Here is a 26589-nt window from a genome sequence, read left to right as displayed (position 1 = left end):
GTCGAGGAACCAGGCGAGCGCGCGCCCATTCGCACAGAATTCGAGCAACTGCTTGTGTTATCAGACGTTTTCACATCTCCCGAACACGTATTTCACACTTTACTGGTGCTCTAGTGCGGACCGGCCGTCTTTGAGCCGATGTGCGCCACAGCGCGGAACTGTGCGGCCCCAGGGGTCGGACCACAGGACCTCCGCAGCAGCAGGGAGAAGGAAGCCATGCGCCCCCATGCCCAAGTCGCACTGCGCGCCAACCGTACTTCGAGCGGGATGGCTCTCGCTGTTCTCCTCTGTGGCGGTGCGCTCGCGGCAGCCCAGTTGGGACCGGATGAGCTCGCCGACCTGGAACGGCGAAGAGCCCAGGAGGGCTGGACCTTCGACGTGGGTCCGAACGCCGCCACGGCGCAACCGCGCGCAGCACTAGCCGCGCTCGCTCCACCGCCGAATTGGCAGCTCGGGGCCCGCTTCGTCGACCCCGGCGGGCAGCTCCGGGGAGTGCTGCCCGAGACGTTCGACTGGCGCGCCGTCACGGGTCTGCCGCCGATCCGCGACCAGCTCTGGTGCGGAAGCTGCTGGGCCTTCGCCACCACCGGACCGCTTGAATGTGCCATCCGCATCCACGACGGAATCAATGTCGACCTCTCCGAGCAGTGGCTCGTAAGCTGTAACCCGTATGGCTACAACTGCAACGGCGGCTGGTTCGTACACCAGTTGCACGCCGGTTCCGCCGACGCCTGTGGCGCCTCCGGCGCGGTGCTCGAAAGCGCGTTCCCCTACGTGGCTGCGAACGCCCCCTGCAACGGTTGTCCCTACGAGCGTGCGTACACGATCGACAACTGGGCCTACGTCGGCAACTGGTCGACAGTCCCCACGGTTGAACAGATCAAGCAGGCCATTCACCAGTACGGCCCCATCGCGGCCGCGGTCTACGCCGGCGACGCATTCACGGCATACTCGGGTGGCATCTTCAACATCGACGAGCAGGGCACCGTCAACCATGCGATCGTGATCGTCGGCTGGGACGACGAGCAGGGCTCGTCAGGGGTCTGGATCGTCCGCAATTCGTGGGGTACGAACTGGGGCGAGGGCGGCTACATGCGCATCGAGTACGGCCGCTCGCAGATCGGCTATGCCGCCAACTTCATCGAATACACGCCGGCGACCGCGCTCGAAGCGACGCCCGCGACGCTCGAAAGTGGTAACGTGGCTGTCGGCAGTTTCAACGATACCATCCTCCAACTCCGGAATCTCGGCGGACACACGCTCAACCTCACCGCCGGCGGACTCGCGCCGCCCTTCACCCTGGTCGGCAACAGCCAGTTCACGCTTGGCGCCGGCCAAACGGCGTACCTGACCGTGCGTTATGCGCCGACGCTGGTCGGACTTGCGACCAGTACACTGCGATTCACTGGGGACACCAACTTGGACCTACCACTGCGCGGTACGGGTACGGGCAGCAGCGCTCCGGGCGACCGCTGCGGGGATGCACCGTTCGTCGCCCCGGGCACGTTCGATGCTGCTCTCATCGGCGCCACGAACGACGGCACCGCCACGTGCGGTGGCGGTGGAACGGCGGACGTCTGGTGGCGCTTCTCCGCACCCTACGACGGCACCGCGACATTCGACACGGCCGGCAGCGCCGTAACTACGGTGCTCAGTGTATACACCGACTGCGCCGGAACTGAACTTGGCTGCGCAACGAGTGTCACCGCGTCGGATGGTATTGCACGGGTCACTGTCGATATGACGCAGGGCGCGACTTACGCCGTGCGCGTGGCGGCCCAGGGTGACATCGTGGGAGCCGTGCGACTCAACATCACCGCGCAGCATGGAGCGGTGACACTCGGCGGAGCCATCCACGCTGCCGGTGGCGTACCCTTGAGCGGCGTCGTGCTCGCCGGCCTGCCGGGAGCCCCGGTCACGAACGCGGCCGGCGAGTACCGCGCGGCGCTGCCGTGGGGCTTCTCCGGCACCCTGACACCCACCAAGACCGGCTGGACTTTCGATCCGCCGCAGCGGTCGTTCAGCGGTCTCGCCGGTGACCACCTGGCGGCAGACTTCACCGCACTCCCGGTGCCACTCGTGATCGCCGGCCAGGTCTTGCACGCGGGTGGTGCCGGGCTCGGCAACGTGGTCATCGACGGCTTCGCGACCAGCGTGCGAACCAGTGCGGACGGCCGGTTCACTGCGAACCTGCCCTACGGCTTCACAGGCGAACTCGTGCCGCAACGTTACGGTTACCGCTTCGACCCGCCGCGCCTCACACTGCACGCCCTGGCGACGAGTCAGACGGAAGTTGTGTTTACCGCCGAACCCCTGAAGGGCGCCCTGCGCATCGACCTCGCGCCGGAGCCGGTCCTTGACGGTACCGGTTTGTGGCGGATCGAACACGGCGCGTGGCAGCCGAGCGGAGCCCTCCTGAGTGACCTGCCAGTGGGGGTATACGTCGTCGAGTACGCCCCGCGCGGGGGCTGGGTCGCGCCCGCGCGAGAACTCGTGCAGGTGTCCGCCGACCAGACACTCAGTCTGCTGCGCAGCTACCAGCCCGCAACCGGCACACTCCGCATCATCACCTTTCCGAGCGGAGCAGGGCGCGTGTCCGCAACGCCGGCCACAGCCAGCAACGGAACCTACAACGCGGGAACCACCGTGGAACTGTCCGCCCAACCAGCCGTCGGCTACCGCTTCGAGCGCTGGCAATCATCCGAAGGCGCGCTGGTGTATGTGAACCCCTGGGCCTTTACGCTGGAGTCGGACCTCACCGTCACAGCGTACTTTGCCACCCTCGCAGGCGCGGAAACCACCTTGGATTCAGTCGTCGCTGGAGTGACCGAGAATGCGCCACCCTCCCAGGCCTTCAATCCGCAGCCCATCGCGTGCGGTGGCTTTGGCGCGGGCTTGGCGCCAGCGTTACTGCTCACAATTGCGGGATTGTGCGGTTGGCGACTCGGCCGCCAACCACCCTGGGAGTGGCCCCGCGGGTCGTGACGAATCACGGAGCCCCCAAGGGCGGTTCGGCCTTGTCCACCGGAGCACGGATCGCAAGCAACCGTGCGACGTCCGCAGCGTAGTCGCGCTCGAACTTCTCGAAACGCTTTGGCATGAGTTCAAGTACGGCCCGCCCGGTCAGCCGAGCGCCATCCTCCGTATACAGATCGAACTCGATCTCACGGTAACGGCCGCCCAGCAGCCCGCGCCGCAGCTTCAATTCTCCGATGGTAAAGCTCGCCCGTCCCGCCAGCCGCCCTACCGATTGGATCAGGAAGCCACGATAGGCCTCCAGTGGCGGCCGATCGTCCGCTCTATCATTCGCTTCGTCGTGGCCGGCGTCGGGCTGCTCGGGGTCAGCCGCCTCGGGCGGCTCCTCAGCGACGGGCTCGTCCGGGTCCGCCGAGTCATCGGCTTCCTCCTCCGCATCCGCCTTTACCGGAAGCTCAAGCGGCGCTCCCATGACCCCGGGAAAGAAGCCCCCTTCGAGCTGGTACTCCACCGACAGTGGATCGATCCCCGGCGCCATCATGCGCCACGCCCCGGGCTCGGCGGGACCGATCACGTAGCAAAAAAACGCCGGCGGACCATCTCGCTCCGACGGCAAGGGAAACTCCAGCAGAGCCCGCAGTCTGTCGCCTTCTTCGACGAAATACCCCCAGGGGCTCTCGAGTGTCAGGCGCTGCTGTGAGGGGGGTGCAAACGGCTGTTGGAGTGTCAACCGGGCATGCGAGCCACAACCGCAGACCAGTGCCGCAACCACCCCGAGGCCGCCCAGCACTCGTACCCGTTCACACCGTGTCCGTCCAAACCGCCGATAAGGGTGGAACATGCGTTTGCCCATGATTCCACCAGAATACGGTCGGTACGCCCTCCTCGCCACCAATCCGCGCCGCTTGGCAGCGGTCGCCGGCGCCGGTACCATCATCGGGATGCTGTCCACTCGGCTGGATCACTGGCTGCGCCTGGGCTCCGGACTGGGCGTGCTCCTGCTGGTCGCGGCGCAGGAACGTGTGCTGCCGCGCTGGGCGAGCGAACCGGCGCAACCTGCACACCCCGTGCAGCAGATCCCCTTCGAAAACGATCTACCTGGCGGGGAACCTCCACCCTCTGAGCACTCGAACGATCTTGGTTTCCCGCAGATCATGCCCGACTGTACGGTGCCGCGCGCCGCGGCGGGTGGTCTGCATGCCGCCTGGCGCATGACGCTGGGCGACCGCGCCGGCGTGGTCGTCAGCGGGCCGCGCGATGGTTACAGCGGTTGTGCTGCACTTGAAGCTGTCACCGCGGCGTCCTGGCGCGCGCTCCAGGTAGCCATCGTCTGGCAGGCGCCGACTGCCCCTGTCCAGGGACCCATCCGCGATCCGGCGATCCTCCGCACCATCACGCGGACCGGTCCGCCGGCCGAAGTGCACCGTACGGCGTAACTCCGGCGCCCTGACCGTGGCGACACGCGGGCTCCGGCGTGATCCTCCGACCACGACTCCCCCCCACACGGCGCCACCTCGGCTGCCGGTATCTTGATGCAGGAGCAGGAATCCAATGGATGTCCAGAATCTGAACCGAAGACTGGTCATTATAGGACTGGTCGCTTTGGTCGGCGTGTACCTCGTCTTCCCACCGGAGCAACGCCTCCGGCCGGGCAACGATATCGCCGGCGGCACTTCCCTGATCTACGAAATTGACCGCACCGACGCAGGCGACGATCGCGACCTTGCCGAACGGGTGAAAACCCAGTTGCAGCGGCGCGTCGATCCGCGCGGCGTCTACGACCTCGCATGGCGCGTCCTGGGCAGCGACCGGATCGAAGTGCAGATGCCCCTCCCGCCGCGCGATGCGCGGCAGCGCTTCGAGAGCTATCAGCAGTCGCTCCGGGCGCTCTACAGTCACGAGATCACGCGCGGTCGCATCCTCGAAGCCGTCCGGCTGTCGAGCCCGCAGCGCGAAGCCGCTCTCCAGCAGCTTGCGCGGCGCAATGCCGATGCGATTCTCGCGAATCCAGGGGCCCTGACACCCGAAGAGCAGACCGCACTCGAACGCTTGATCTCCCAACGGCTGGCGGCGCTGCAGGAAGTGGCGCTTCGCTACGACGCGCTCCGCGCGGCCGAAGCCGCCCGCGACGCCGCCGCGGCCACGCCCCCGGCGGAGGATGAAAGCCCGGAGGCGATTTCAGCGGCCGATCGGCTCCGGCTGGATCTCCAGTTCCGCGACGCGCGCGAGATCTTCGAGGACGCGCTGCTGGAAGTGATGGCGTTCAACCTGAACCGCCGCCATTTCGAAGAGGTGCTGGGACTCGAAGAGAAATCGGGTGTCCGCAAATCGAGTCTCGACTCCTTCCGCCTGCGCCAACTCGACATCGCCACGGAGTTTGACGCCGTGGTGACCGCCCACACCGCCTGGCGCGGGCAGGGGCGTCAGTTCCTCGACAGTCCGGCCGACCTGAAGCGGCTGCTGCGCGGCTCCGGGCGGCTGGAATTCCGGATTCTCGCCGAGCCGGATCTGACCAATCCAATGCGGTACAACGCCCTGCGCGAGGCGCTAAAGCGTGAGGGGCGCTCACGTCTGCCCACGGAAGAGTTGCAGTGGTTCAAGATCGACGACCCCTTCCAGTTCTTCAACTGGCAGTCCCCCGACGAGCGTGAGCGCTTCGTGCCCGAAGCCAACACGACAATGGTCGTGGAGCGCGCCGGCACCGACTTCTACGTGCTGGGCAAGACCAATCCGAACGATGGACTCCTCCAGCGGGGGACGGCCGACTGGAAGCTGGTGAGTGCCCGGCCGGACCGCGACGAACGCTCGGGCGGCCTCTGTGTGGCATTCGCCCTGGATGAGCGCGGCGCGCAGCGCTTCGGGCGCCTCACCGAGCAGAACATCGGCCGGCAACTGTGCATCCTGGTGGACGACATCGCCTACTCCGCCCCGACGATTCAGAGCCGGATCGCGGGACGTGGGCAGATCACGGGTGACTTCTCGCTCGAAAAGATCGACTATCTCGTGCGCTCGATGGAAGCGGGGGCCTTGCCGGCCCGCCTGAAGGACACACCGCTGTCCGAGCGCACGATCGGCTCGAGCCTGGGCGAATCCAACCGGGCGAACGCCGTCCGCGCGGGCATCATGGCGTTCGTCGCGATCCTGATCGTCATGCTGGTGTACTACCAGGCGGCCGGCGCGGTGGCGAACGTCGCGCTCGTCTTGAACATCCTGTTGATTCTGGCGGCCATGTCTTTCCTCGGCGCCCGCATCACGCTGGTGGGCATCGCAGGCATCGTGCTCTCGGTCGGCATGGCCATCGATGCGAACGTGCTCATCTACGAGCGCATGCGGGAGGAACGCGAACGCGGCGCCACGCTGCGGATGATGATCAAGAACGGCTATGACAAGGCCTTTTCGACCATCTTCGACTCGAACATCACCACCCTGCTCACCTGCGTGATCATCTATTACGCCGGCAGCGAAGAGGTGAAGGGTTTCGGCCTGACCCTCGGCTGCGGCATCGTCCTCAACCTGTTCACCTCCATCTTCGTCACCCGCACTTTCTTCACCCTCCTCGTGCGACTCGGCTGGATCAAGGACCTGCGCATGCTGAGCATCATCGGCGTGCCCAACATCGACTGGGTGTCGAAGCGGAAGTACTTCATCCCGCTGTCGGCCGGGTTCATGCTGATCGGCCTCTCGCTGCTCTTCATGCGCGGCAAGGACGCACTCGACGTGGAGTTCCGCGGCGGCATGTCGGCCGAGTACGGCGTCCGCGTTAGCGCCGGCGAAACCTACAACGACTCGCAGATGCGCGCTGCCCTGAGCAATGTGCGGACGGAGCTCGACACCGCCGTGGCCGCCCTCGACCGCGTGCAAGTCACCCAGGTTCCGGGCGCACTTGGCGTCTTCGATGTCAGCGTGCCGGGCATCACGAGTACCCGACTGGCCGCGATGCTCACCGAGCCCCTGGAAGAGGCGGGCCTGCTTGCCCGCGGCGGCGCCGATGCCACGGCGGGCAGCGAGATCGTCCGCATGACGATCCGGGCGGATGTCCCCGCGGACAAACTGGCCGAAACGATCCGCACACAGGCCGGCCCGCTGCGCAGCGGTGTTGCGGCCCTCGGCGGTGATTCGGTCAGCATTAACCGCGTCCTCGACACCGGTGATGAAACCAGCCAGGTGTGGAACCTGACCACCACCGCGACCAACCGCGCACTCGTGCAGCACGCCCTTGAAACCGGCCTGCGCGACCGCCTCGAAATCCAACCGTCCATCGAGTACGAGTTCGTCGGCGTCGGCGAGCAGCCCTTCCCCGTCACGGGCGAGCTGCCTTCCGTCATCGCCGCGGACCTGCCGGCCGAAACCGTGCTCGATCTCACGGATTACTACGACGGTGCGCTGCTGTACTTCCGGAAACTGGACCCGCCGCAAACCGTGGCCGCCCTGCAGGAACGGCTCGACAACATGCACTTCCAGCCCGACTTCATCGACCTGCCGAAACGGCGCTTTGAGGTCTTCGGGGTCGTCCCGGCCGCGGGCTTCGCCCCGTCGGGTGAAGTGGCCTATACCGCGATCGCCGTCGCCGTCGTGGACCCCGAGTACCGCTTCAGCGATGACACCGAGCAATGGTTCAACCAGTTCGCGGCCGACGAGTTGCGACTGGCCCGGGCGGCCCTGGATGATGAGCAGGCACTCCGCAAAGTCATGCAATTCAAGCCGCAGATCGCGGCCGCCGCGGTGCAGCAGGCCTCGCTGGCGCTGATTCTTTCGTGGGCCGCCATCATCGGGTACCTGTGGTTTCGCTTTGGCAAGCCGCGTTACGGCCTGGCAGGCGTGGTCGCGCTGGTGCACGACGTGCTGATTGCGATGGCCTTCATTGGCATCAGCGGCTGGCTGGGCGGTCAGTCCCATCCGATTGGAAACGCCCTGCTGATCGGTGATTTCAAGATCAACATGACGGTGATTGCAGCCCTGTTGACGATCATCGGTTACTCGATCAACGACACCATCGTGGTGTTTGATCGCATCCGTGAAACACGTGGACGCCTGGGTCAACTGACGCCGGAGATCATCAACCAGAGCATCAATCAGACACTCAGCCGGACGTTGATGACCTCGCTAACGACCATCATCGTCCTCTTGATCATGTACGTCTGGGGCGGTTCAAGCATTCGGCCGTTCAACGCCTGCATGATCCTGGGCATCATCACCGGGTCGTACTCGTCGATCGCGGTGGCCGCCCCATTGCTGCTGGCGCGGAGCGGCCCGCGCCGGTCCCCCGCCACAGCGCCGGTTCCGGCCCGGTAGTCTGGCGTCCGTTCCACGGGCGTGATATCCTGCGACTGCCCGCCACGCACCCAGGACGGCGCGCGGCGGGCAGTCCGCTTGGAGCGAGGGTTGACCGATGCGCACGGAAGTGAAGATCGGGATCATCGCGGCTGTCATTCTTGCAGTGGTGGCCATCTATTTTCTCACGCGGAAGCCCGGAACGACCGGTGATTTCCCGATGAACGCAGCGGTCGTGGAGGAGGGACCGGCCACTCCTGTGGGTCCACGCACCGGCCCGGCGACACCGGGGCCTTCCACGCCGACCCGTACGCCGGTCGCCCCCGATCGCGTCACACCGACACTCCCGTCGCGCGACACCCCGACCGCGACGACACCCCCCCCGGTGCGCCCCCCGGTGGATCGCGCCACGCCGCCGCTTACCGACGGTCCCGGCCCGCGTATTACCCCTGCGACGCAGCCGGCCCGCACCGATCTGCCGCCGCTCGTGTCACCGCCGCCGCCGCGACCCACCGGCGATGAGCCCGCCACGACCCGGCCGTCTCGCGACACGACCACGCCATCCGCGGATGCTCCGGTCGCCGACCCCGGCCCCCGGCCCGGAGTCACACCTCCGCCGGCTGGTGAACCCGTGCGGCCCGGCGTCACGCCCACGCCGCCACCGTCACCGGTCCGCCCCACCACCCCGACTGCGGGTACCCCGGCCGCTGCCACCTACGAAGTGCAGCGTGGCGACAGTCTCTGGTCCATCGCGCAAGAGCACCTCGGAGACGGAAACCTGTGGCCACGCATCCAGGCCGCGAATCCCGGGTTGAATCCCCAGACCTTGAAGGTTGGTCAACGCATCAAACTGCCCCCGAAGGAAGCCACCGCCACCCCTGAGCCCGCGCCAACCCCTGCGCCGCGCCCGGCGGATCGGCCGTCAGAACGCCCCACGCCGCCGCCCGCGGAGCGGGTCTACACCTACATCGTGGAAGAGAACGACACGCTTTACGGACTTGCAGCGCGTTTCCTCGGCGACGGCAATCGCTGGCGGGAGATCTACGAACTGAATCGCGCCACCATCGCCAACCCGAACATCCTGCCGGCCGGTATCGAGATCCGCATCCCGCCGCGCAGCCCGTAGTGTTCGTACGCTCTGTCTATGGCACGATCAGTCGAAATCGATGCGCGCCGGCTTCGTGACCCGCTCGCGGTGGCGCTCCTGCTCCACCGCCGTCCACATCCGCTCTGCCAGCTCGCGCAAACCCGAACCCAGCACGCCGGAGATCCCAAGGATCGGCCGGCCCAGATCCTGCTCCAGCGCAGTGCGCGCCTCGGCCGCATCCGTGAGGTCGAGCTTGCTGCCGACCACCAGCTCGACACGCGCCGCGAGCGCTGTGCTGTACTTCTCAAGTTCGCCGCGGATGATGCGATATGCCTCGGCCGGCGCAGGCGCACCTGCGGGGGGACACAGATCGACGAGGTGCACGATCACACGCGTACGCTCCACATGCCGCAGGAAGGCATCGCCCAGACCCACACCTTCGTGGGCCCCCTCGATCAACCCCGGCAAATCAGCCAGCACCAGCCGCCGGAATCCCGGCAATTCCATAATGCCCAGATGCGGCCTGGTCGTGGTAAAGGGGTAGCTGGCAATCTTCGGACGCGCCTGCGTCAGGCGGGAAAGCAGCGTGCTCTTGCCGGCGTTCGGAAGACCCACAAAACCCACGTCCGCGATCAGCTTTAACTCGAGCCGCAGCGTGCGCTCCTGCCCCGGCAGTCCTGTCTCGAACTCGCGCGGGGCCTGGTGCGCCGAGGACGCGAAACGGGCATTGCCCCGGCCGCGGCGGCCACCCTGCGCCACGACGACTTCCTGGCCATCCGCCGTCAGATCCTTCAACAGCCGGCCGGTCAGCGCATCGTACACCAGCGTGCCTGTGGGCACTTCCACCCGCAGATCCGCGCCGGTCTTGCCGGTGCAGTTCGCGCCGCGGCCGGATTGGCCGTTCTCGGCGAAGTAGTGATGCCGCCCCGCCAGGTCGAGCAGCGTGTCGATTCCGTCACGCGCCACGAGCGTCACCGAACCACCGTCCCCGCCGTCCCCACCGTCGGGGCCACCCTTCGGGACGTACTTCTCCCGCCGAAAGCTGACGCACCCATCTCCACCGCGCCCACCACGGACCTGGATGCGCACTTCGTCGACGAACAGCCGGAGAGTGCCAGTGACGTTCTGCATGATCCGTCCAGAATTCTCTTGCCTCGTGCGGCTTGGGCGCAATCAGGCAACTCGGAGACAGGGCACCGGGCCCGGGGAACATCGCAGAGCGGGGTGCCGGATCGGCAGGTGCTTATTCGGCTGCCAGACGGGCCGCATCGGCCGCCGACAGCTCGAAGTTGCTATACACGGCCTCGGTATCGTCGTATTCCTCCAGCGCGTCGATGAGTTTCATCATGCGCTCGGCCTCAGCCCCGGCGAGCGGGACCGTGGTCGTCGCCACCATCGTAACTTCCGCGCTGGCCGGCTTGATGTTCGCGGCCTCCAAGGCCCGCAGCACCTCGCCGAAAACACTTGGCTCACAAGACAGCTCGAATCCGTCGGCCGAGGCCTGCACATCGTCGGCGCCCGATTCGAGCGCGATGCTCGTGAGCGTGTCCTCATCCGCAAGATCAGCGGGAATCAGGAACACGCCACGCGACTGGAACATCCGTGCCACCGAGTTCGACGCCCCCAGATTTCCCCCGCGCAGCTCGAACAGTTTCTTGATTTCACCGGCCGTCCGATTGCGGTTGTCCGTCAACACCTTGCACATCACCGCGGCGCCCGCCGGTCCGAACCCTTCGTACACGAGTTCCTCGAGCGCGGCGCCGCCCAGCTCGCCCGTCCCTTTCTTGATCGCCCGCTCGATCGTATCCTTCGGCATGTTCGCTTCTTTGGCCGCATCGATGGCGTAGCGCAGTGAAAGATTCATCCCCGGATCCCCCCCGCCGCTGCGGGCAGCCATGATGATGCCGCGTGAGAGGCGGCTCCACTCCCGACCGCGGCGCGCATCGTTCGCGCCCTTCGCCCGCTTAATGCGGGCCCAATGCGAATGTCCTGCCATAGCCCTTCCATCCTTCCGGCAGCACTGCCCTCCGCAGCGCACCTGCAATCCGCGATTTTAGCCGGGTCCCCGACGAGTCGCCATGCGCTGCCGCGGCGGCGCGTACCGCCATCGGCCGGCTACCCCGGGTCCGCGATCCGGGCCTCGAACTCCGCCTTCAGGTCCGGGTCCGCGAGGATCGTCAGCACGCGCAGTTGCAGGGCTTGCAGGTAGGCCAGTCCGAGTTGACGCTCCTCGTCGGTCGTCTTGCGCATGAGCAGATCGAGCATCTGCTGCGGATTCGGCGCAGTCTGTCCAAGCGCATCTTTGCTGATGCCGGCCCCACCGGCCACCCGGGCCAGCCGGTTGTAGGCGACGATCCGTTCGTCGAGCAGGTTCAGCCGCTCGGCCGGCAGCAGCGCATGGAAGGCACGAATATCCGCCATGACGGTCGGCTTGATGGCATCGAAGAGGTGGCTGCGGAAGGCCTCCTGGTCCTCGATGCTCGCGGTGCGCACCTCACGAAGAAAACCATCGCGGTATGCCTCGTCCCGCAGTAACCGCTGGATCTGCCCCTCAAGGAAGCGCTCGACCTCCGGGGGCTTGAGCCGCGGCAGCCCCTGCTTGTGCGCAATAAATTGCACCACTTGCTCCGGTTCCGCTTCCGGACCCGGGAGCCCCGGTCTCAGGAGCACGAGTGTGACCAGCAGATACAACCCCAACAGGAGTAACAGCGGCGACCCCCAGAGGAGCAACTGGCCCACTCGCCGCAAACGATACAATGTCTTGATCGAACCCGGATGCACGTTCAGCCACTCTTCGACCCAGGAGCCCCTGTGCCACCAGACGCCACGGCGAGCGTAGCCGACCCGGACCCCGGCGCGAAGTGCCCGCCGCGGTTCGCTCTGCTGGAACATGACCAATCCACCGCGGCCGCCGTACCACCCGCCGCACGGGGAGTGCACTGGGACTTTCTATTGGCGCGCACCAGCGATGGTCCGCTCGACGCGTGGCGACTGGCCGCAAATCCGCTGGCAGCTCAGGCGCCGATCGCCGCGACGCCGTTGCCTCCCCATCGACCGCTGTACCTGGATTACGAAGGGCCGATCGGCGGCGACCGCGGACACGTGCGTCGACTCGACCGTGGACACGCCACGATCCTGGCCTGGAGTGCACGCCACACGCGTTTCGAACTCGCCGGTTCGACCTTGTGTGGCATTTTCACCTTGGCAAGCGACGCCGTAGGTACGTGGTGGTGGCAACCGTAGGCCGCGCGCCGTATCAGGACCGCAACACCAGCCCCTCGACCGGCGTGGCGACGGGCTCTATAAATCACATACGACTCCGGGGACGCGACCGCGTGCGCCCAACGGTCCCAGCGCGCAGGAGGATGACACAGTGCCCAGCGAAACCTATCAAGCGTTCATCGCCAAGGTGCGGGAGCTTCATCTCGCGACCTCGATCGAGAGCATCCTGTCGTGGGATCAGGAAACGTACATGCCAAAGCGCGGGGGCACGCACCGCGCCGCTCAACTGGCCTTTATCGCGGGCGTGGGGCACCGGAAGCTGATCGATTCCGAGTTTTCCGCCCTGCTGGAAAAGGTCGAAGCCGAGGGCGACGAGGATCCCGTCGTCGCAACCAACGTGCGCGAAACACGGCGCATCTTCGACCGCAAAGTGAAGCTGCCGACGGACCTGGTCGAAGAACTCGCCCGGACCTCCTCGCTGGCGCGCACCATCTGGGTGGAAGCCCGGCGCACCTCCGACTTCCGCAACTTCGCACCCATCCTCAAGAAGCTGTTCGAGCTCAAACGCGCCGAAGCCGACCACATCGGCTACACCACCGAGCCCTACGACGCGCTCATGGATGAGTACGAGCCCGGGGCGCAGGCGGCTGAGGTCGCGGCCGTGTTCGATGGCGTGCGCAACGAGCTCGTACCGATCGTCAAGGCGATCGCCACGGCGCCACGCAAGCCGAACTCCGCCGTGCTGAAGCTCATGGCACCCCTTGCACAGCAGGAGCAGTTGTGCCGACACCTCGCCGAAGCCATAGGTTTTGACTTCGACGCCGGCCGCATCGACACGACCACCCATCCTTTCTGCTCCGGCACCTGTCCGGACGACGTCCGGCTCACCACGCGCTATGACGAGCATTACCTGCCGATGTCCCTGTTCGGCATTCTGCATGAGGCCGGGCACGGCCTGTACGAGCAGGGGCTCGACAGCACCCATACCGGCACCCCCATGGGGCAAAGTGTTTCACTCGGCATCCACGAGTCGCAGTCGCGACTGTGGGAAAACCAGGTCGGCCGCAGCCGCCCCTTCTGGAATCATCAGTTCGCCGAACTGCAGAAGTGCTTCCCGGCATATGCACAGGTTTCGCTCGAGGATTGGTATTTTGCAATCAACAAGGTCGAACCATCCCTGATCAGGGTCGAAGCGGACGAAGTTACCTATAACCTGCACATCATGCTGCGCTTCGATCTCGAGCGGCGATTGCTGGCGGGCAAACTCGCGGTCGATGACATCCCCGGGGCGTGGAACGACGGCATGCAGAAGCTGCTCGGCATCACCCCCCCTGATGACGCCCACGGCTGCCTGCAGGACATTCACTGGAGTCTCGGAGCCATGGGCTACTTCCCGACCTACGCCCTGGGCAACCTCTACGCCGCGCAGTTCTTCGCAGCCGCATCCCAGGCGATTCCCGAACTCGACGTGAAGATCGCGCGCGCGAATTTCAAGCCCCTGCTCGAATGGTTGCGCGAGCACATTCACCAGCACGGTCAGCGTTACCGCGCTGCGGAGCTGTGCGAAGTGGTCACCGGCCAGCCGCTGAGCCCCGAACCGTATCTGAACTACCTGCGCCGCAAGTTCAAGCCACTGTACGGCTTCTAGGCGCGCCTGGGGCGGAAAGTGCAACCCGCCCGCGGGGTGTGACATGGAGGGTCGTCGGGGGATTTCGGCTCCCGTCCCACGGCCCAGCGGCCGCGCCGGCAGCTTGTTGCCACACGAGTTAGCCCGGCAAGGTGCGGCCACACCGCGCACAGAAAACCGCGCCGGTCGGATTCCGGTGTCCGCAATCCGGGCAGGCCGGTGGCAACGCACCCCCGCCGGCCGCCGACGGCCGCCACCACAGCGCGAACAGGATGAGCGTCACGCCGCAACTCAGCAGCACCAGCGTAGGCAGAAAATCGCGCATTCCAACAGCATCCTCACGGCTGCGGTGCAGACCGGGCATACGAGTCGCGCACCGGCACCCGTTCTACCACTGTGCCCACGCTTGGAGACTACCACATTCCACCACGCCCCGCGCGGCACCCACTGCCACCACTCTCCTTGCTACCTGCAACCCTTTGGGAGGAAGCTCGATGTCCCCGCATACTCGATCCATCGCCACAACAACCCTGGCTTGTTGCCGCCTGGCGGCCGCAATGTTCCTGCCAGCCCCTGCGCTGGCCCAATTCCGCGACCCCGGTGACGACTGCTCCAACCCGATCATCGTTACACTGCCAGCGGACCTGCCTTTTCAGGATCTCGGCCAGACCACCTGTGGTCGCGGCAACCTGTTCGCGGGCTCGACGATCTGCGGTGGGGCTCTTTATGCCGGCGGCGAGGAGATCCTGTACCGCCTCGTCATTACACAGGAGGTCTACGTGGACTTCCTGATCGAGCCGCACGGCACCCCCGGCGTACTGGTGCTGCTCGATACCTTCTGCTGGCCGGGATTCGACTGCCGCGCCTATCGGGCGGATGCGACAGCGGCGCCGCGGTACCTACGCGGCCTGCGGCTGCTGCCGGGAGCTTATAACCTCGTCATTGATGTGGCGCCTTCCATCGCGGGCCTGGGCTGCGTGCCGCACTTCGACCTCACGCTCAGTGAAACGCGCGGCGCGTGCTGCGTCGGCGAGCAATGCGTCGGGGATCTCGCACCAAACACGTGCTGGGCGCAGGGTGGCCGCTGGTACAACTACGACCACTGCGAAACCTTTCTGTGCCCGGAGGCACTTCAGCCCGCGCCCGCAACCTGCGCCACCGCGTTTGATCTGGGCGGCGCGCCGCGGGGAGTGCGCTTCTTCACCTCGATGAATGCGGCCGGTGGCCCCCCGGGTTCATGCAACGCGAGCAGCGCCGCCATCATGCAGAACCCGGCCTGGCTGCGCTTCACGGCCACCCAGGACGGGCCGGTCGAGGTTGCATTACGCTACGAGTATGACGGCGTAACGGTCCTATACGAGGGAAACTCCTGCGGCGAACTGACGGAAGTGGCGTGCCTGAACTCGAGTTCAAATTTATCGGATGCAGACCAGTACACCCTGGCCGCAACCACCGGTTCGACCTACTGGTTGCAGGTGGGCGACTTCGGCGTGTACCCCATGGGCGGCGAGACGCACCTGTGGTTACGCGGCGCCGGCGGATCCGCCATTCGGCGCGGTGATGCGAACTGTGATGGCATCGTCTCGTTCGCCGATATCAGTCCCTTCATCGCCGCATTGAAGAGCATCCCCAACTGGCAGGCCGCCTATCCGGGCTGCCCACCCGCCAATGTGGACGTCAGCGCCGACGGCGCCGTCGATTTCGGCGACATCAGCCCATTCATTGCGGTACTCAAGGGTGGCGGCTGATCCCGCGCGGTGGTTGACCGGCAGGCCACCGGCTTCAGCCGCTCGTCCCGTTCGCCGCACCGCTTTTGTGGTTGTTGCCGTTGTGCAGCACTGCAAGTGCCTCAGTCACTGTGGGAACAATGGTCAGCACCTGATCCACCGCGCGCAGGCCGAGGACATAGCGGACGTCGGCGCTGAGCCCGGTCAGCACGATGTCGCCACCGCGAGTACGCAAGCCACGCGCAATCTCGAGCAACGCGTTGATGGCCGGGGTGATGAAGAAGGTCACGTTGCCGAAATCGATCACCCAGCGGATCTCGGCGCGTTCGCCGGCACAATGCCGCAACTGGCGTTCCAGACTGGCCACGGCGGCAATATCCGATATTTCATGGGTCGCCACGGTGAGCACGAGTGTGCCGTTATTGCGCTCCGTTGCGATGAGTCTTGTACAGTCGTCTGGCATCTTCTGTCTTATCGTTTCCTGCGGGCGGCAGTTGAGCAGCATGGCTCGTGGACACCGCGCCATCTTCGCGCTCTCCCGAACACGGCGTGCGAGGCCACCCTCTATACGCGGTTCGCACCCGCACAGCAAGTGCGACACTCGTGCGGTCGTCTAGTAAAGCGGTGCCCGTCCAAGTTTCCGCCGGATGGGCACGAATTGCCCCGCGTGCATCAGCCAATGCGTGCCCAGCAGCGACAGCACCGCTGCCACGGTCGGCGCATACGTCCGCATCGACTCCGGTCCGGGAGCCGCAAGCTGATCTTCCGGAGTGGCCTCGATCGCGGCGCGCGTCGCGGCCTGGCACACTTCTTTCAGCCGCAGGTACTCCGCCTTGGAGAAGAAGCCCCCTGGGTCGTCGGCCGCCGCGGTCGCGGTGGTGTGCGCCACTTCGAAGCGCGGCGGCAACTCGGGAGCCGCGTGCCCCAGCGCCTGCAGCATCTGCCGGGTACTGATGATCAGGTGCCCAAGCTGCCAGGCGATGTGGTTGCTGCCCGGTACAGATCGTACCAGCAGATCCGCGTCATTGAGATCATCCAGGTAATCTTGTGTAACGTGGTGACAGAACTCGACCACCTGCACAAGAACTTCGCGCGGGGTCATGCGGAGCGCCTCCACTCTCATCAGGATCCGGCCGCCGAACGGTCGCGCCGCAGCGCAGACCTTGTGACCGTGCACACGGCGCAGGACAATACGGCCCGAAACATGCGGTACCGGTTGCACCCGGCACCCGAACGTCGATCATCATACCGCGCGGCTGGTCAACATGCAGATCCTGGGTATCGTGAATCTCACTCGCGATTCGTTCTCAGACGGCGGACAGTACCTGGCGCCCGAGGTGGCTCTGGCACACGCCCGGCGGCTGGTAGCGGAGGGGGCCGCCATCGTGGACGTCGGTGCGGAATCCACGCACCCCGATTCCGAGGATGTGCCGGCCGAGGTGGAAATTGCACGGCTCACCCCGGTGGTTACGGCCCTGCGGGCGGAGGGCGTACGCGTTTCAGTCGATACCTGGAAGCCGGATGTCATGCGAGCCATGCTCGCCCTGGGTGTCGATTGGATCAACGACGTAACCGGTCTCGCCAACCCCGCAGCAGCCCCGATCCTGCGCTCCGGAAATGCCCGCATCATCGTGATGCATGCGATCGCCGACACGGCGCGCGCCGCGCGCACCTTCACCTCCCCCGAACACATCGTCTCGCGGATCATGACCTTCTTCGAGCAGCGCATCGCCACCCTCACCGCAGCCGGCATCGCGCGCGAGCGCCTGGTGCTCGATCCCGGACTCGGCTTGTTCCTGGGGCACAATCCCGCCACCAGCATGGCCGTGCTGCGCGCGCTGTCCACGCTGCACACGTTCGGCTTGCCACTGTGCTTGTCGCCGACGCGGAAGTCATTCCTCGGCGCGTTGCTCGGCACCGACGAGACCCCGCGGCCGATTGCGGAGCGCGGCGCCGCCACCCTCGCGGCCGAACTGTGGGCGGCACACCACGGCGTGCAGTTCCTCCGCACGCACGATGTCCGTGCGCTGCACGACGGTTGGACGCTTTGGCGACAATTGCGCGACCCGCCCGCCACAACCCCGTAATCCCCAGCTAGGGCCCGCCGCAGCCGCGCGGTAGCGTGATGAGCACCGTCAACAGTGCTCCCACGGCTGCGATGGCCGCGATGAACGTCCGCCAACGCTCAAGCCGCACCTTCGCTTCCGCCGCCTGTGCACTGCGCTCGGCCGGGGAGAGTGGTTCGGTACCCGACCGGCGGGCAGCATCCTGTTCGACCGGGTCGAGATCCCTCCGTGTCACGTATCCGTCCGCGGCGGCCTGCGCGGCCCGGGCCGCTTTCTCCGCGCGTTTTCGAGCTTTGAGCGCATCTTTTTCGGCTTTCTTTATTGTTTTGTCGTGCGCATCCGAGCCCGACATCGGTACTCCTCGTCACAATCCCCGGTGATCGCCGTTGGCGTGCGGCACCAAGCTGCGTCGCAGCTGCTGCCACCGCAGATACGTCCATGTCCGCCAACCCCATTCCAGCGGGCCGAGTTGGAAGTAGCGCAGCCAAAGCACGCTCCACGCCAACTGTAACACAAAAATCACTACCGCAAGCGGGATCCACAGCACGGGACGAACGTATCCGTACCAGCCGAACCCCCACCCGTAGAACAGTGTCGTGCAGATGGCCGTCTGCATCAGGTAGTTGGTCAGCGCCATGCGTCCAGCCGCCGCAAACGGAGCCAGCCGTGCCCGGCCCCACTCCGTCGCAACCAGCAGCATCAGCACCCCGACGTAACCCCCGGTCAGCAACGGTACCCCCAAGGATTGCAGGAGCATGACTTCGGCCAGCCGCCATCCAAACAGCAGGCCGCGGTCCACAATGAGCACCGCGAAGAAGGCGTTGAAGACCAGGCCCGCAGGCAGCGCGACGACCGCGAGGGTCAGCCACAATGGGCGATGGCGCTCCGGCTGGTTGAACAGCGACGTTCGGCCGAGCAGCACGCCCAGGAGAAAGAGCGCCATGACAACCGGAGCCATGACGATCAGGCCCAGGATTGCATAGGAATAGTCTCGCAGGCGCTGTTGCAGCAACTCGGTAAACCCGCCACTGCGATAGGCGTCCTGTGCGGCGGCCCCTTCGATGGCAAGGGCCTGCAGATAAGCGCCCTCCTCATTACCCTGCCACAGATCTGCTGGTATGAACATGGCGAGTGCGGTGAAAAACGCGAGCGGCGCCAGATAGACGAGCCCTGCAACCGTCCACACCGTCCGCCCACGCCACTGCGCCACCCACAACAAGCCGAAACCCAGCACTGCATACAGCGCGAGGATGTCGCCGAACCAGAGCAGCGTGGCATGCGTGAGTCCCAGCAGCAGCAGTACGACCAGGCGGCGGATGTAAGGTACAGCGAAGTCCGCCCCCAGCGACCGCGCTCGCTCCAGTTGCAGCGAGAACCCGACCCCGAAGAGCAGCGCGAACAGAGCATAGAACTTGCCTTCACCGAACAGCGCGATCAGCAGCAAGGCCCACTGGTCGATTCGCTCCGGCCAGAAGTCAGATGGCGCGAGCATATACACCATGGGTGCTGCGAAGAGTTGCAGGTTCACGACGAGAATGCCGAACAGGGCAAAGCCGCGCAGCACGTCGAGGGCTGGAGCCCGCGCACTGGCCGCGACGGGGGTGAGCCGAACGCCGACCGGCGGAGACGTCTCGGGAGCTGGGTTCGTGACCACCTCCGACCCTGCTCCATCCTGCGCTGCGGGCTCAACACTCACACGTAACTCCACGCCGCCGTGACGCACATTGCTCTGCCCACCCGTGCTTCGATATCATGAACTCTCTCTGGAGGAGGAAAAAGATGCAAACCGCGCCTTCGTGCCGCGGCCGGCGGGTCCTCGGGGTCCTGGCTGTGCTGGCGCACGTCACCATTGTGTTCGCAGCGCTGCCCTACGATTTCACCATCCGCCCTGCCGCAAGCGGCCTCGCTGTGAATCTCGCACTGACCCTGAATACCGCGGGCACGCTGAGCGGCGATTACAGCGCCGATAATCCTACCGGGACACGCACTAAACCCGGGATTTTCGGCTCGTTCGGCAGCACAGAGAACGTGCCGGTGCCGGTGACCCTCGCGGCCGGAGTCGGCGGTCCGGTTGACACCGCGCCGGCCGGAACCTTCGCGCTGCAAATCGACCCCGCTGCGGGTTCCGCCAGTGTCTCCGGCTTCAGTGCCAACCTCCTGGCGGGCGGACCGATCATCCTGCCGGCCACGATCACGCTCGAATTCAGCTCGTTCCGGACGCGCAGCCCGGATTCGACCTACATCGGCGGCTTCCCGCTCACACTGCCCATCGGCAGTATCGTGGTGACCACCCTGTCGTTGCAGCAGATCGGGACCGGTGCACCCGGGCTGCTGACTGCCACAAGTCCCGGCCATTACGACCTGGTCGTGGCCCCCCTCGTTGAGCTGACACTCACGCTCAGTCTGCTGGGCACGGAGTTCTCACCACCACCGATTCCCATTCCGTTTCCCCTCGGCGGCACCCTGGCGCTCGACGGCGACCTCGCCACCCTGTCATCCCTGCAGCCACTCGCGTTCACAAATACACAAAACCCTGACGTGGATCTGCCGGAGTTCCCCCTCGACCTGCCGACGATCCTGCCCCCCGGGGGCACCGCCCACCTGCTGATGACGCTGACGCTCGATGAAATCGTCGCGCAACTTGTCGGTACCAGCACCCTGGTAGCGGACGGCGTGCTCATCCCGGAACCCGCAACCGGCCTGTTACTGTTGTGGGCGACCACGCTTCTCCGGCGACGCTGACGCCGGGAAATGCGATCAGGCGGCCCGCGTCCGGCGCACAAGGTCGGATGAGTAGATCGCCAACGCCACCCAGATACATGCGAATGCGAACAGGTGCGCTCCAGAAAACGGCTCGCGAAAAACCACGACCGCAATGAGGAAGTGCCCGGTCGGCGCGATGTATTGCAACAGCCCGAGCGTTGCCAGTCGGAGTCTTCGCGCTGCCATGGCGAAGAGCAATAGCGGCGTGGCCGTGACCACTCCTGCCGCCATCAGCACCATGCTGATCCCCCAGCCGGTGCTGAAAACAGCCGCTTGCTGGCTCAGCAACCAGAGCAGGTAGCCCGCGGCAAATGGCAGGAGCAGCGCAGTCTCGACCGTGAGCCCAACCACGGCATCCACCTGGGCGATCTTCCGCAGCAGTGCGTACACCCCGAACGTCGCCGCCAGGATGAGCGCCACGGTCGGCGGCTCGCTGCCGGCGAAGGTGAGGTAACCGACCCCCACCGCCGCGAGCAGGACGCTGGCGGTCTGAATCCGGCGCAGGCGCTCGCGCAGAAAAACCGCACCCAACAGGACATTCACCAGCGGGTTGATGAAGTATCCCAAGCTCGCCTGCAGAATGTGATCGTGGGTCACCGCCCAGATGAACAGCAGCCAATTGCAGGCGATCAGAAGCGACGTCACCGCGAGCGTCACCACGACCCGCCGGGTGCGCAACGCGATTCCGAGCGGGCGCCACGACCGCCGCAGCGCTAGCAGCACCAGCAAAAATACGACCGACCAGACGATGCGGTGCGCTAGTACTTCCAACCCCGGAACCCGTTCCACCAGCTTGAAGTACAGCGGAAAGATGCCCCACAGCGCGTACGCCCCGATCCCATACAGCGCTCCCACCCGCAGGGCACGGCCGTCGGCCGCGGCGCTGGGGGCGTAGCGTAGCACTTCGGACGGTACATCGGCAGGCGTTGCCACGGGTTTCATGAAGTCCGATTGTAGTCCCCGCCCGCGTCCCGGCAGCCCTGCCCGCCTGGAGGACTGGCGCTACGATTCAGCGTAGCTCGCGGCCGCCGCCACGGGAATTCCGCGGCCCTGGTTGACGTTCCTCAAACAGGTGACCGTGCGGGCTGCCACCATGGATAGGTGTTGAATGTTGATATCACGAACCACTTTGCTCGGCCTGGGCGTCACAGTGTGGCTTGCCTTGGCGATCACAGGGTGCAACATGGCGACAAACGAGCGCAAGAACGGGGAAGATACTGCCGGGCCGGCCACCACACAGGGCGAGGACAGCGGCCGCCAAAACCCACAGCGCGCCACAGCCGATCCGCCTACCTGCGAGCTGTTCCCCGAAGTGCGCGTCGCCACTGACGGTGGCTCCACCGCCATGGCGCTGTCCGATGAGGAATGGCGGGCCAAGCTGACGCCTGAGCAGTACCGCGTGGCGCGGCAGGGCGGCACGGAGCGGGCCTTCACCGGAAAGTACTGGAACCACAAGGACGACGGGGTGTTCCGTTGCGTCTGCTGCGAGGCCGTGCTGTTCGACTCGGCGACGAAGTTCGACTCCGGTACGGGCTGGCCCAGCTACTGGAAACCAGCGGCTGAGGGTGCGATCACCGAGCGGCGCGACACGAGCTACGGCATGGTGCGCGTCGAAGTGGTCTGCACCCGTTGCGACGCGCACCTGGGGCATGTGTTCGAGGATGGGCCACGACCCACCGGCCTGCGGTACTGCATCAATTCCGCTTCGTTGCTTTTCTCGCCCCGCTCGACCGGCACTCAAGCTTCACAGCCGTAGTTCCGGGGGCAGCGCGCGGTTTCCGGCGCCCGGGCCAGCCGCTACGATACCACCCGCGTGCCATCTGGTGCCTGGCACGCGGGGGCGCGTATGAAGGCGCACATCGTCTACGAAGCGGCATTCGAGCATTACCTGCGTGGGCGACAAATCCCCTACGTCGCCGTGGACGAAGCCCGCCGCGCGGCTTTTCATGATGCGCCCCTCAAGAGCTTCGACTTCATCGTCTACGCGGAACACGGCACGAACTGGTTGGTCGATGTCAAGGGGCGGCGTTGGGGCCGGCGAAACGGTCATGCCACCACCGGCTGGGAAAACTGGGTGACCCGGGCCGACCTCGACGGGTTATCGCAGTGGGAGACGGTATTTGGGGCGGGCTTCGCAGCGCTGCTCGTGTTTGCGTATCGGCTCGACGCGGCCGAGGCGCCGCTGCCGGAATTGGTGCACGATTTCCGTGCCGCCCGCTATGTCTTCGCGGGCATACCGGTCGGTGAGTATCGGCTGCACTCACGCGTGCGGAGCCAGAAGTGGGACACGGTGTACATGCCTCGCATACACTTTGCTGAGCGGGTGCGCCCGATCGCAGACTGGTTGTAGACCGCAGGCGCAACACACACCGACACCTCTATCTTCATCACCTGCATCTGGGCGGCAGAATTTGCGCGTGCAGCCGAGAATTCCGGCCGATAACAATACATCTGGGAAGCACTCCACGGGCGATGACGCCCGAAAATGGAAATCCCGATATTTCCTTTCAATCCCGGCGGGGAGCCCGGTCGATATCGCCCATTGAGCGAGTGGGTGGACGTCCGTACATTGCTGCGCCGATGGAGCGGCGAGAGCGGCGTCCGAGCTTTCCTGCCAACTTGGATGGCGACGACATGTGGTTCCAGGCCCGTTGCGGGCCGGTCGCTGGAGGTTGTGTGTAACCATGACACAGGTGCTAGGATCTCTCCTCGGACGGAGCGCGGGATTGCCCGCCCAACCCGAACGCGTCGTCACCGAACGAACCGGCGAACGCCCGGCCGCCGACACGGCCGTCCGGTCCGCGCCGGCGACGGCGCCTGCCACCGATCAGGTGGTGCTATCCCCCGCGGCGCTGGCTTACGACCCCGAGGCGGCGGCCACACAGGCCAACGCGCAGCGCATTGCGGCCATCCGCGCGCAAATCGCGAATGGGACCTATCTCACTGAGGACAAGCTGGAGATCGCGCTCGAGCGCCTCTTCGAGGAAGTGCGGCCGCGCTAGCACTGCGCCCGCACCAACTTATGCGCACCCTCGGCGGTTGTGGGCTGATAGGCCCGTGGCCGCCTATTTCTTTCATGTATTCGGCGGTCGGATCAGCTTCCGAGCCCGTCTTCTTCCCGAAAACGTTCGCGCAGGACGCGTACCCGCTCGGGATCGCGCGGTCCAATTTTGATGCTCCACTCCAGGGGCAGCGCACCGCGCCGTCCCACAACCGGCACCGACGCGCCGACCGACCTGCCCCCCACCTGCGCTGCAAGCTGAGCCGGTCCAGATATCGGCGTCGTGTCGAAATGCAGCAGGATGTCTCCGGCCTGCACGCCGGCCGCAGCCGCCGGACCCTCGGGCTCAACATATCTGACGACCACGCCATAGCGCGTACCGAGTTCCGACCGCTCGAAACTGTCCGGCTGTCGCACGACGAGACCCAGGTAGCCGTACTCGATGGCTTCACCCGCGACAAGCCGCGAAATATTGCGACGCGTCGCCGCATGCAGCGGAATCGCAAAGCCGATGCCGTCGTCCGCGGAAGAACGCGTGTGCATCGCGGTGATGATGCCGATGAGCTCCCCGCGCAGGTTGACCAGCGGACCGCCGGAGTTCCCCGGGTTGATCGGCGCCGTGACCTGGATCATGTCGTAGTAGAGGCGATCGTCGGTTTGACCGAGTCCCGGCAACTGCCGGCCAAGATTCGCCACCACGCCAACGGAGACCGAGAGCTGGCCATCGTTGCCGAGACCAAAGGGGTTACCCACCACGAGCGCCCACTGGCCACGTCGCACGCCGTGCCAGTCGCCGAAAGGCAGCGTCACCAGTTCCTGTGCCGCAATCCGCAGGACCGCCAGATCGCTGCGCACATCCGCGGCAACGAGTACGGCGGGAAGCTGCCTTCCGTCGTGCAGGAAGACGAGTATTTCCGCCGCTCCACGAATGACGTGCTCGTTGGTGAGCACCAGACCGTCCGAGGCGATCACCGTGCCGCTGCCGTTGACGGTCACCGCGTAGCGCGATCCACCGCTCTCTCCGTCCGCGCGCTCGCGCTGCCGATCGCCACCCCCCTCGAACCGCTGCGCGCGAATCCCGACCACCCCGGGGCCGACCGTCGCAATGACACGCTCGAAAGCGCGCTCCAGCGCCGCGGCCTCCGCGGTGTCTTCCGAGTCTGCACCGCGCAGCACGGAAGCATGAGAAGCCGGCCACGAAACCACGCCCGCCTGCCCGCCCGCCGCCGGTTGCGCCGCGTGGGCCGGGTCGCCAGGAGCGGCGCCCCGTGCCGCCACGACGGCCAGCGCGAGAAACAACGCCATGGCCGCCCACAAAGCGCGCTGATCGCCGCGCCGACTCGAAGCATCGCTGGGTGGCGCGCTCACGCGCATCGAACGCGGCTCCGGAAAGGGGACGGGAGCACTCCGTGCGATACGCACGGGGAACACTCCCCTCCTGCTCTTTCGTCGGCCAAGTTCAGCGTACACATCACCCCGACCTGCCACACTGGTGCAACGCGGCAGATCACGAGCTGCGTGTTCACCGTTTACGGGACGCGGCCGCGGCGACTTTGCGGACCGGGGGCGCCGCAACAGTCGCGCGACCGCGCTTCTTCTCCTCTCCGGCATCGTCGGACGAAGTATCGGACACAGGAACTGTCCCGGTGGCGGGCGCGGCCCCGGCAGCGTCACCGGTGCCGGGGCGGGGGGGCACCTTGAGGGCCAGGACCTTGGCGCGCACCTCGGCCATGATGTCGGGGTTGTCGCGGAGAAACTGGCGGGCGTTGTCGCGCCCCTGTCCCATGCGCGCCTCCCCATAGCTGAACCATGTGCCAGCGCGGGTAATGACGCCGGCCTCGGCGGCCAGATCGAGCACGTCGCCCTCGCGACTCATGCCGCTTTCGAACAGGATATCGAACTCCGCCTGGCGAAATGGTGGCGCAACCTTGTTCTTGACCACCTTGGCCCGCACGCGCGTTCCGATCGCCTGGTCCCCATCCTGCAGCATGCCGATCTTGCGGATATCAATGCGCACGGACGAGTAGAACTTCAGCGCGCGGCCGCCCGGAGTCGTCTCCGGACTGCCGTACATCACGCCAATCTTCTCGCGAATCTGGTTGATGAAAAGCACGCTCGTCCGGCTCTTGGCGGAGATGCCCGTGAGTTTCCGCATGGCCTGGCTCATCAGCCGGGCTTGAATCCCGACGTGTGTGTCGCCCATCTGCCCCTCGAGCTCCGCTCGCGGCACAAGGGCCGCCACCGAGTCCACCACGATGACATCGAGCGCGTTGGATCGGACGAGATACTCGCAAATCTCCAGCGCCTCTTCCCCGCACGAGGGCTGGTTGATCATCAGATCTTCGAGATTCACACCCAGACGCTTCGCCCACACCGGGTCGAACGCGTGCTCCACATCGATGAACGCTGCCAAACCACCCGCCCGTTGCGCTTCCGCGATGATGTGCAGTGTCAGCGTCGTCTTGCCGGAGGACTCGGGTCCGTAAATCTCGACTACCCGACCACGCGGGATACCCGCTCCGCCGAGCGCGAGGTCCAGTGAAATGCTGCCCGTCGAGACACCATCAACCGTGGCCCCCTGCTGCTCGGAAAGGTACATGATCGCACCTTTACCGAAGGACTTCTCGATCTGCTGCACAGCCCGACCGAGGGCCTCCTTCCGGTTCTCCTCGCGCTCGACCTCGGTGCTTTCCAAACGACCGTTGGACTTGGCTGACATGCCCATCTCCTCGCCGTGCGGTGGTGCCGCCGCGGCCCCGGTGGCATCCATCCGCCGCCGACCGGTCCACCCCAGTCGACAGCCGATGCCACGAACCTCCCCGAGTGTACAAACAAAAACCTAACTGTCA

At 65.9% G+C, this 26589-nt stretch carries 24 protein-coding genes; 12 read left to right on the top strand and 12 right to left on the bottom strand.

From position 1 onward, the window contains the following. Positions 1–216: 216 nt before the first annotated feature. Positions 217–2985 (top strand): hypothetical protein, encoded by a 2769-nt coding sequence (locus tag IPM18_14205; GenBank protein MBK9120729.1) that lies wholly within the window; start codon positions 217–219, stop codon positions 2983–2985. A gap of 4 nt (positions 2986–2989) precedes the next feature. Here IPM18_14205 and IPM18_14200 read toward each other — a convergent pair whose 3' ends face one another. Beyond that, positions 2990–3829 (bottom strand): hypothetical protein, encoded by an 840-nt coding sequence (locus IPM18_14200; GenBank protein MBK9120728.1) that lies wholly within the window; start codon positions 3827–3829, stop codon positions 2990–2992. Here IPM18_14200 and IPM18_14195 point away from each other — a divergent pair. The 3 genes from IPM18_14195 (at position 3828) to IPM18_14185 (ending at position 9373) form a co-directional block, all read left to right on the top strand. Continuing rightward, positions 3828–4412: a hypothetical protein gene (locus IPM18_14195; protein MBK9120727.1), complete on the top strand. Its 585-nt coding sequence runs from the start codon at positions 3828–3830 to the stop codon at positions 4410–4412. The two genes, IPM18_14200 and IPM18_14195, sit on opposite strands and share 2 nt — an antisense overlap. A 115-nt stretch (positions 4413–4527) precedes the next feature. Then, the gene (gene secD, locus IPM18_14190) at positions 4528–8268 is read left to right on the top strand and encodes a protein translocase subunit SecD (GenBank protein ID MBK9120726.1); all 3741 of its coding nucleotides are present in this window, start codon (positions 4528–4530) and stop codon (positions 8266–8268) included. A gap of 97 nt (positions 8269–8365) precedes the next feature. After that, entirely contained in the window at positions 8366–9373 is a 1008-nt protein-coding gene (locus IPM18_14185; GenBank protein ID MBK9120725.1) for a LysM peptidoglycan-binding domain-containing protein, read from the top strand. Between the two features lie 27 nt (positions 9374–9400). On the opposite strand, the gene obgE is transcribed toward IPM18_14185, so the two are convergent. From obgE to IPM18_14170, 3 genes are all read right to left on the bottom strand, one after another. Further along, entirely contained in the window at positions 9401–10465 is a 1065-nt protein-coding gene (gene obgE / locus IPM18_14180; GenBank protein MBK9120724.1) for a GTPase ObgE, read from the bottom strand. Positions 10466–10577: 112 nt separating this feature from the next. Continuing rightward, on the bottom strand, positions 10578–11330 hold the full coding sequence (locus IPM18_14175; protein ID MBK9120723.1) for a YebC/PmpR family DNA-binding transcriptional regulator: 753 nt from the start codon (positions 11328–11330) through the stop codon (positions 10578–10580). 119 nt (positions 11331–11449) lie between these two features. After that, positions 11450–12115 (bottom strand): hypothetical protein, encoded by a 666-nt coding sequence (locus IPM18_14170; GenBank protein MBK9120722.1) that lies wholly within the window; start codon positions 12113–12115, stop codon positions 11450–11452. A 30-nt stretch (positions 12116–12145) separates the two neighbouring features. Between IPM18_14170 and IPM18_14165 the strand changes: the two genes are divergently transcribed. After that, the gene (locus IPM18_14165; GenBank protein MBK9120721.1) at positions 12146–12577 is read left to right on the top strand and encodes a hypothetical protein; all 432 of its coding nucleotides are present in this window, start codon (positions 12146–12148) and stop codon (positions 12575–12577) included. Positions 12578–12734: 157 nt separating this feature from the next. Beyond that, a complete protein-coding gene (locus IPM18_14160; GenBank protein ID MBK9120720.1) occupies positions 12735–14204 on the top strand; it encodes a carboxypeptidase M32 in 1470 nt (489 codons plus the stop codon). Between the two features lie 118 nt (positions 14205–14322). Here the strand turns inward: IPM18_14160 and IPM18_14155 are convergent, their stop codons facing one another. Then, a complete protein-coding gene (locus IPM18_14155; protein ID MBK9120719.1) occupies positions 14323–14508 on the bottom strand; it encodes a zinc ribbon domain-containing protein in 186 nt (61 codons plus the stop codon). A gap of 169 nt (positions 14509–14677) precedes the next feature. On the opposite strand from IPM18_14155, the gene IPM18_14150 reads away from it, so the two are divergent. Next, positions 14678–15931 (top strand): hypothetical protein, encoded by a 1254-nt coding sequence (locus IPM18_14150; protein ID MBK9120718.1) that lies wholly within the window; start codon positions 14678–14680, stop codon positions 15929–15931. Positions 15932–15965: 34 nt separating this feature from the next. Here the strand turns inward: IPM18_14150 and IPM18_14145 are convergent, their stop codons facing one another. Beyond that, positions 15966–16415 carry an STAS domain-containing protein gene (locus IPM18_14145; GenBank protein ID MBK9120717.1) on the bottom strand — a complete coding sequence of 150 codons (450 nt, stop codon included), beginning with the start codon at positions 16413–16415 and terminating at the stop codon, positions 15966–15968. A gap of 108 nt (positions 16416–16523) precedes the next feature. Continuing rightward, positions 16524–17012 (bottom strand): DinB family protein, encoded by a 489-nt coding sequence (locus tag IPM18_14140; protein ID MBK9120716.1) that lies wholly within the window; start codon positions 17010–17012, stop codon positions 16524–16526. Positions 17013–17175: 163 nt separating this feature from the next. On the opposite strand from IPM18_14140, the gene folP reads away from it, so the two are divergent. Continuing rightward, positions 17176–17997 (top strand): dihydropteroate synthase, encoded by an 822-nt coding sequence (folP, locus tag IPM18_14135; protein MBK9120715.1) that lies wholly within the window; start codon positions 17176–17178, stop codon positions 17995–17997. Positions 17998–18004: 7 nt separating this feature from the next. Here the strand turns inward: folP and IPM18_14130 are convergent, their stop codons facing one another. Next, complete coding sequence (locus IPM18_14130; protein ID MBK9120714.1) at positions 18005–18328, bottom strand: hypothetical protein; 324 nt, start codon at positions 18326–18328, stop codon at positions 18005–18007. A 12-nt stretch (positions 18329–18340) separates the two neighbouring features. Next, the gene (locus tag IPM18_14125; GenBank protein MBK9120713.1) at positions 18341–19672 is read right to left on the bottom strand and encodes a DUF418 domain-containing protein; all 1332 of its coding nucleotides are present in this window, start codon (positions 19670–19672) and stop codon (positions 18341–18343) included. 83 nt (positions 19673–19755) lie between these two features. Between IPM18_14125 and IPM18_14120 the strand changes: the two genes are divergently transcribed. After that, entirely contained in the window at positions 19756–20718 is a 963-nt protein-coding gene (locus tag IPM18_14120) for a hypothetical protein (protein MBK9120712.1), read from the top strand. Between the two features lie 15 nt (positions 20719–20733). Here IPM18_14120 and rarD read toward each other — a convergent pair whose 3' ends face one another. Next, a complete protein-coding gene (gene rarD, locus IPM18_14115; GenBank protein MBK9120711.1) occupies positions 20734–21681 on the bottom strand; it encodes an EamA family transporter RarD in 948 nt (315 codons plus the stop codon). Between the two features lie 403 nt (positions 21682–22084). Here rarD and msrB point away from each other — a divergent pair, with 403 nt between their 5' ends. The 3 genes from msrB (at position 22085) to IPM18_14100 (ending at position 23741) form a co-directional block, all read left to right on the top strand. Further along, positions 22085–22495, top strand: coding sequence for a peptide-methionine (R)-S-oxide reductase MsrB (gene msrB / locus IPM18_14110; GenBank protein ID MBK9120710.1), 411 nt, complete (start codon positions 22085–22087; stop codon positions 22493–22495). A gap of 90 nt (positions 22496–22585) precedes the next feature. Then, positions 22586–23089, top strand: coding sequence for an HYExAFE family protein (locus IPM18_14105; protein ID MBK9120709.1), 504 nt, complete (start codon positions 22586–22588; stop codon positions 23087–23089). Positions 23090–23465: 376 nt separating this feature from the next. After that, a complete protein-coding gene (locus tag IPM18_14100; protein MBK9120708.1) occupies positions 23466–23741 on the top strand; it encodes a flagellar biosynthesis anti-sigma factor FlgM in 276 nt (91 codons plus the stop codon). A gap of 92 nt (positions 23742–23833) precedes the next feature. On the opposite strand, the gene IPM18_14095 is transcribed toward IPM18_14100, so the two are convergent. Continuing rightward, positions 23834–25114, bottom strand: coding sequence for a trypsin-like peptidase domain-containing protein (locus tag IPM18_14095; protein ID MBK9120707.1), 1281 nt, complete (start codon positions 25112–25114; stop codon positions 23834–23836). Between the two features lie 148 nt (positions 25115–25262). Next, positions 25263–26459, bottom strand: a complete 1197-nt coding sequence (gene recA, locus IPM18_14090) for a recombinase RecA (protein ID MBK9120706.1) — start codon at positions 26457–26459, stop codon at positions 25263–25265. Between the last annotated feature and the right edge of the window lie 130 nt (positions 26460–26589).

It is taken from the genome of Phycisphaerales bacterium (assembly GCA_016716475.1).
Lineage (GTDB): Bacteria > Planctomycetota > Phycisphaerae > UBA1845 > Fen-1342 > JADJWG01.
The sequence above is the reverse complement of the archived record's forward strand: the minus strand, read 5'-3'. Positions and strand labels throughout refer to the sequence as shown.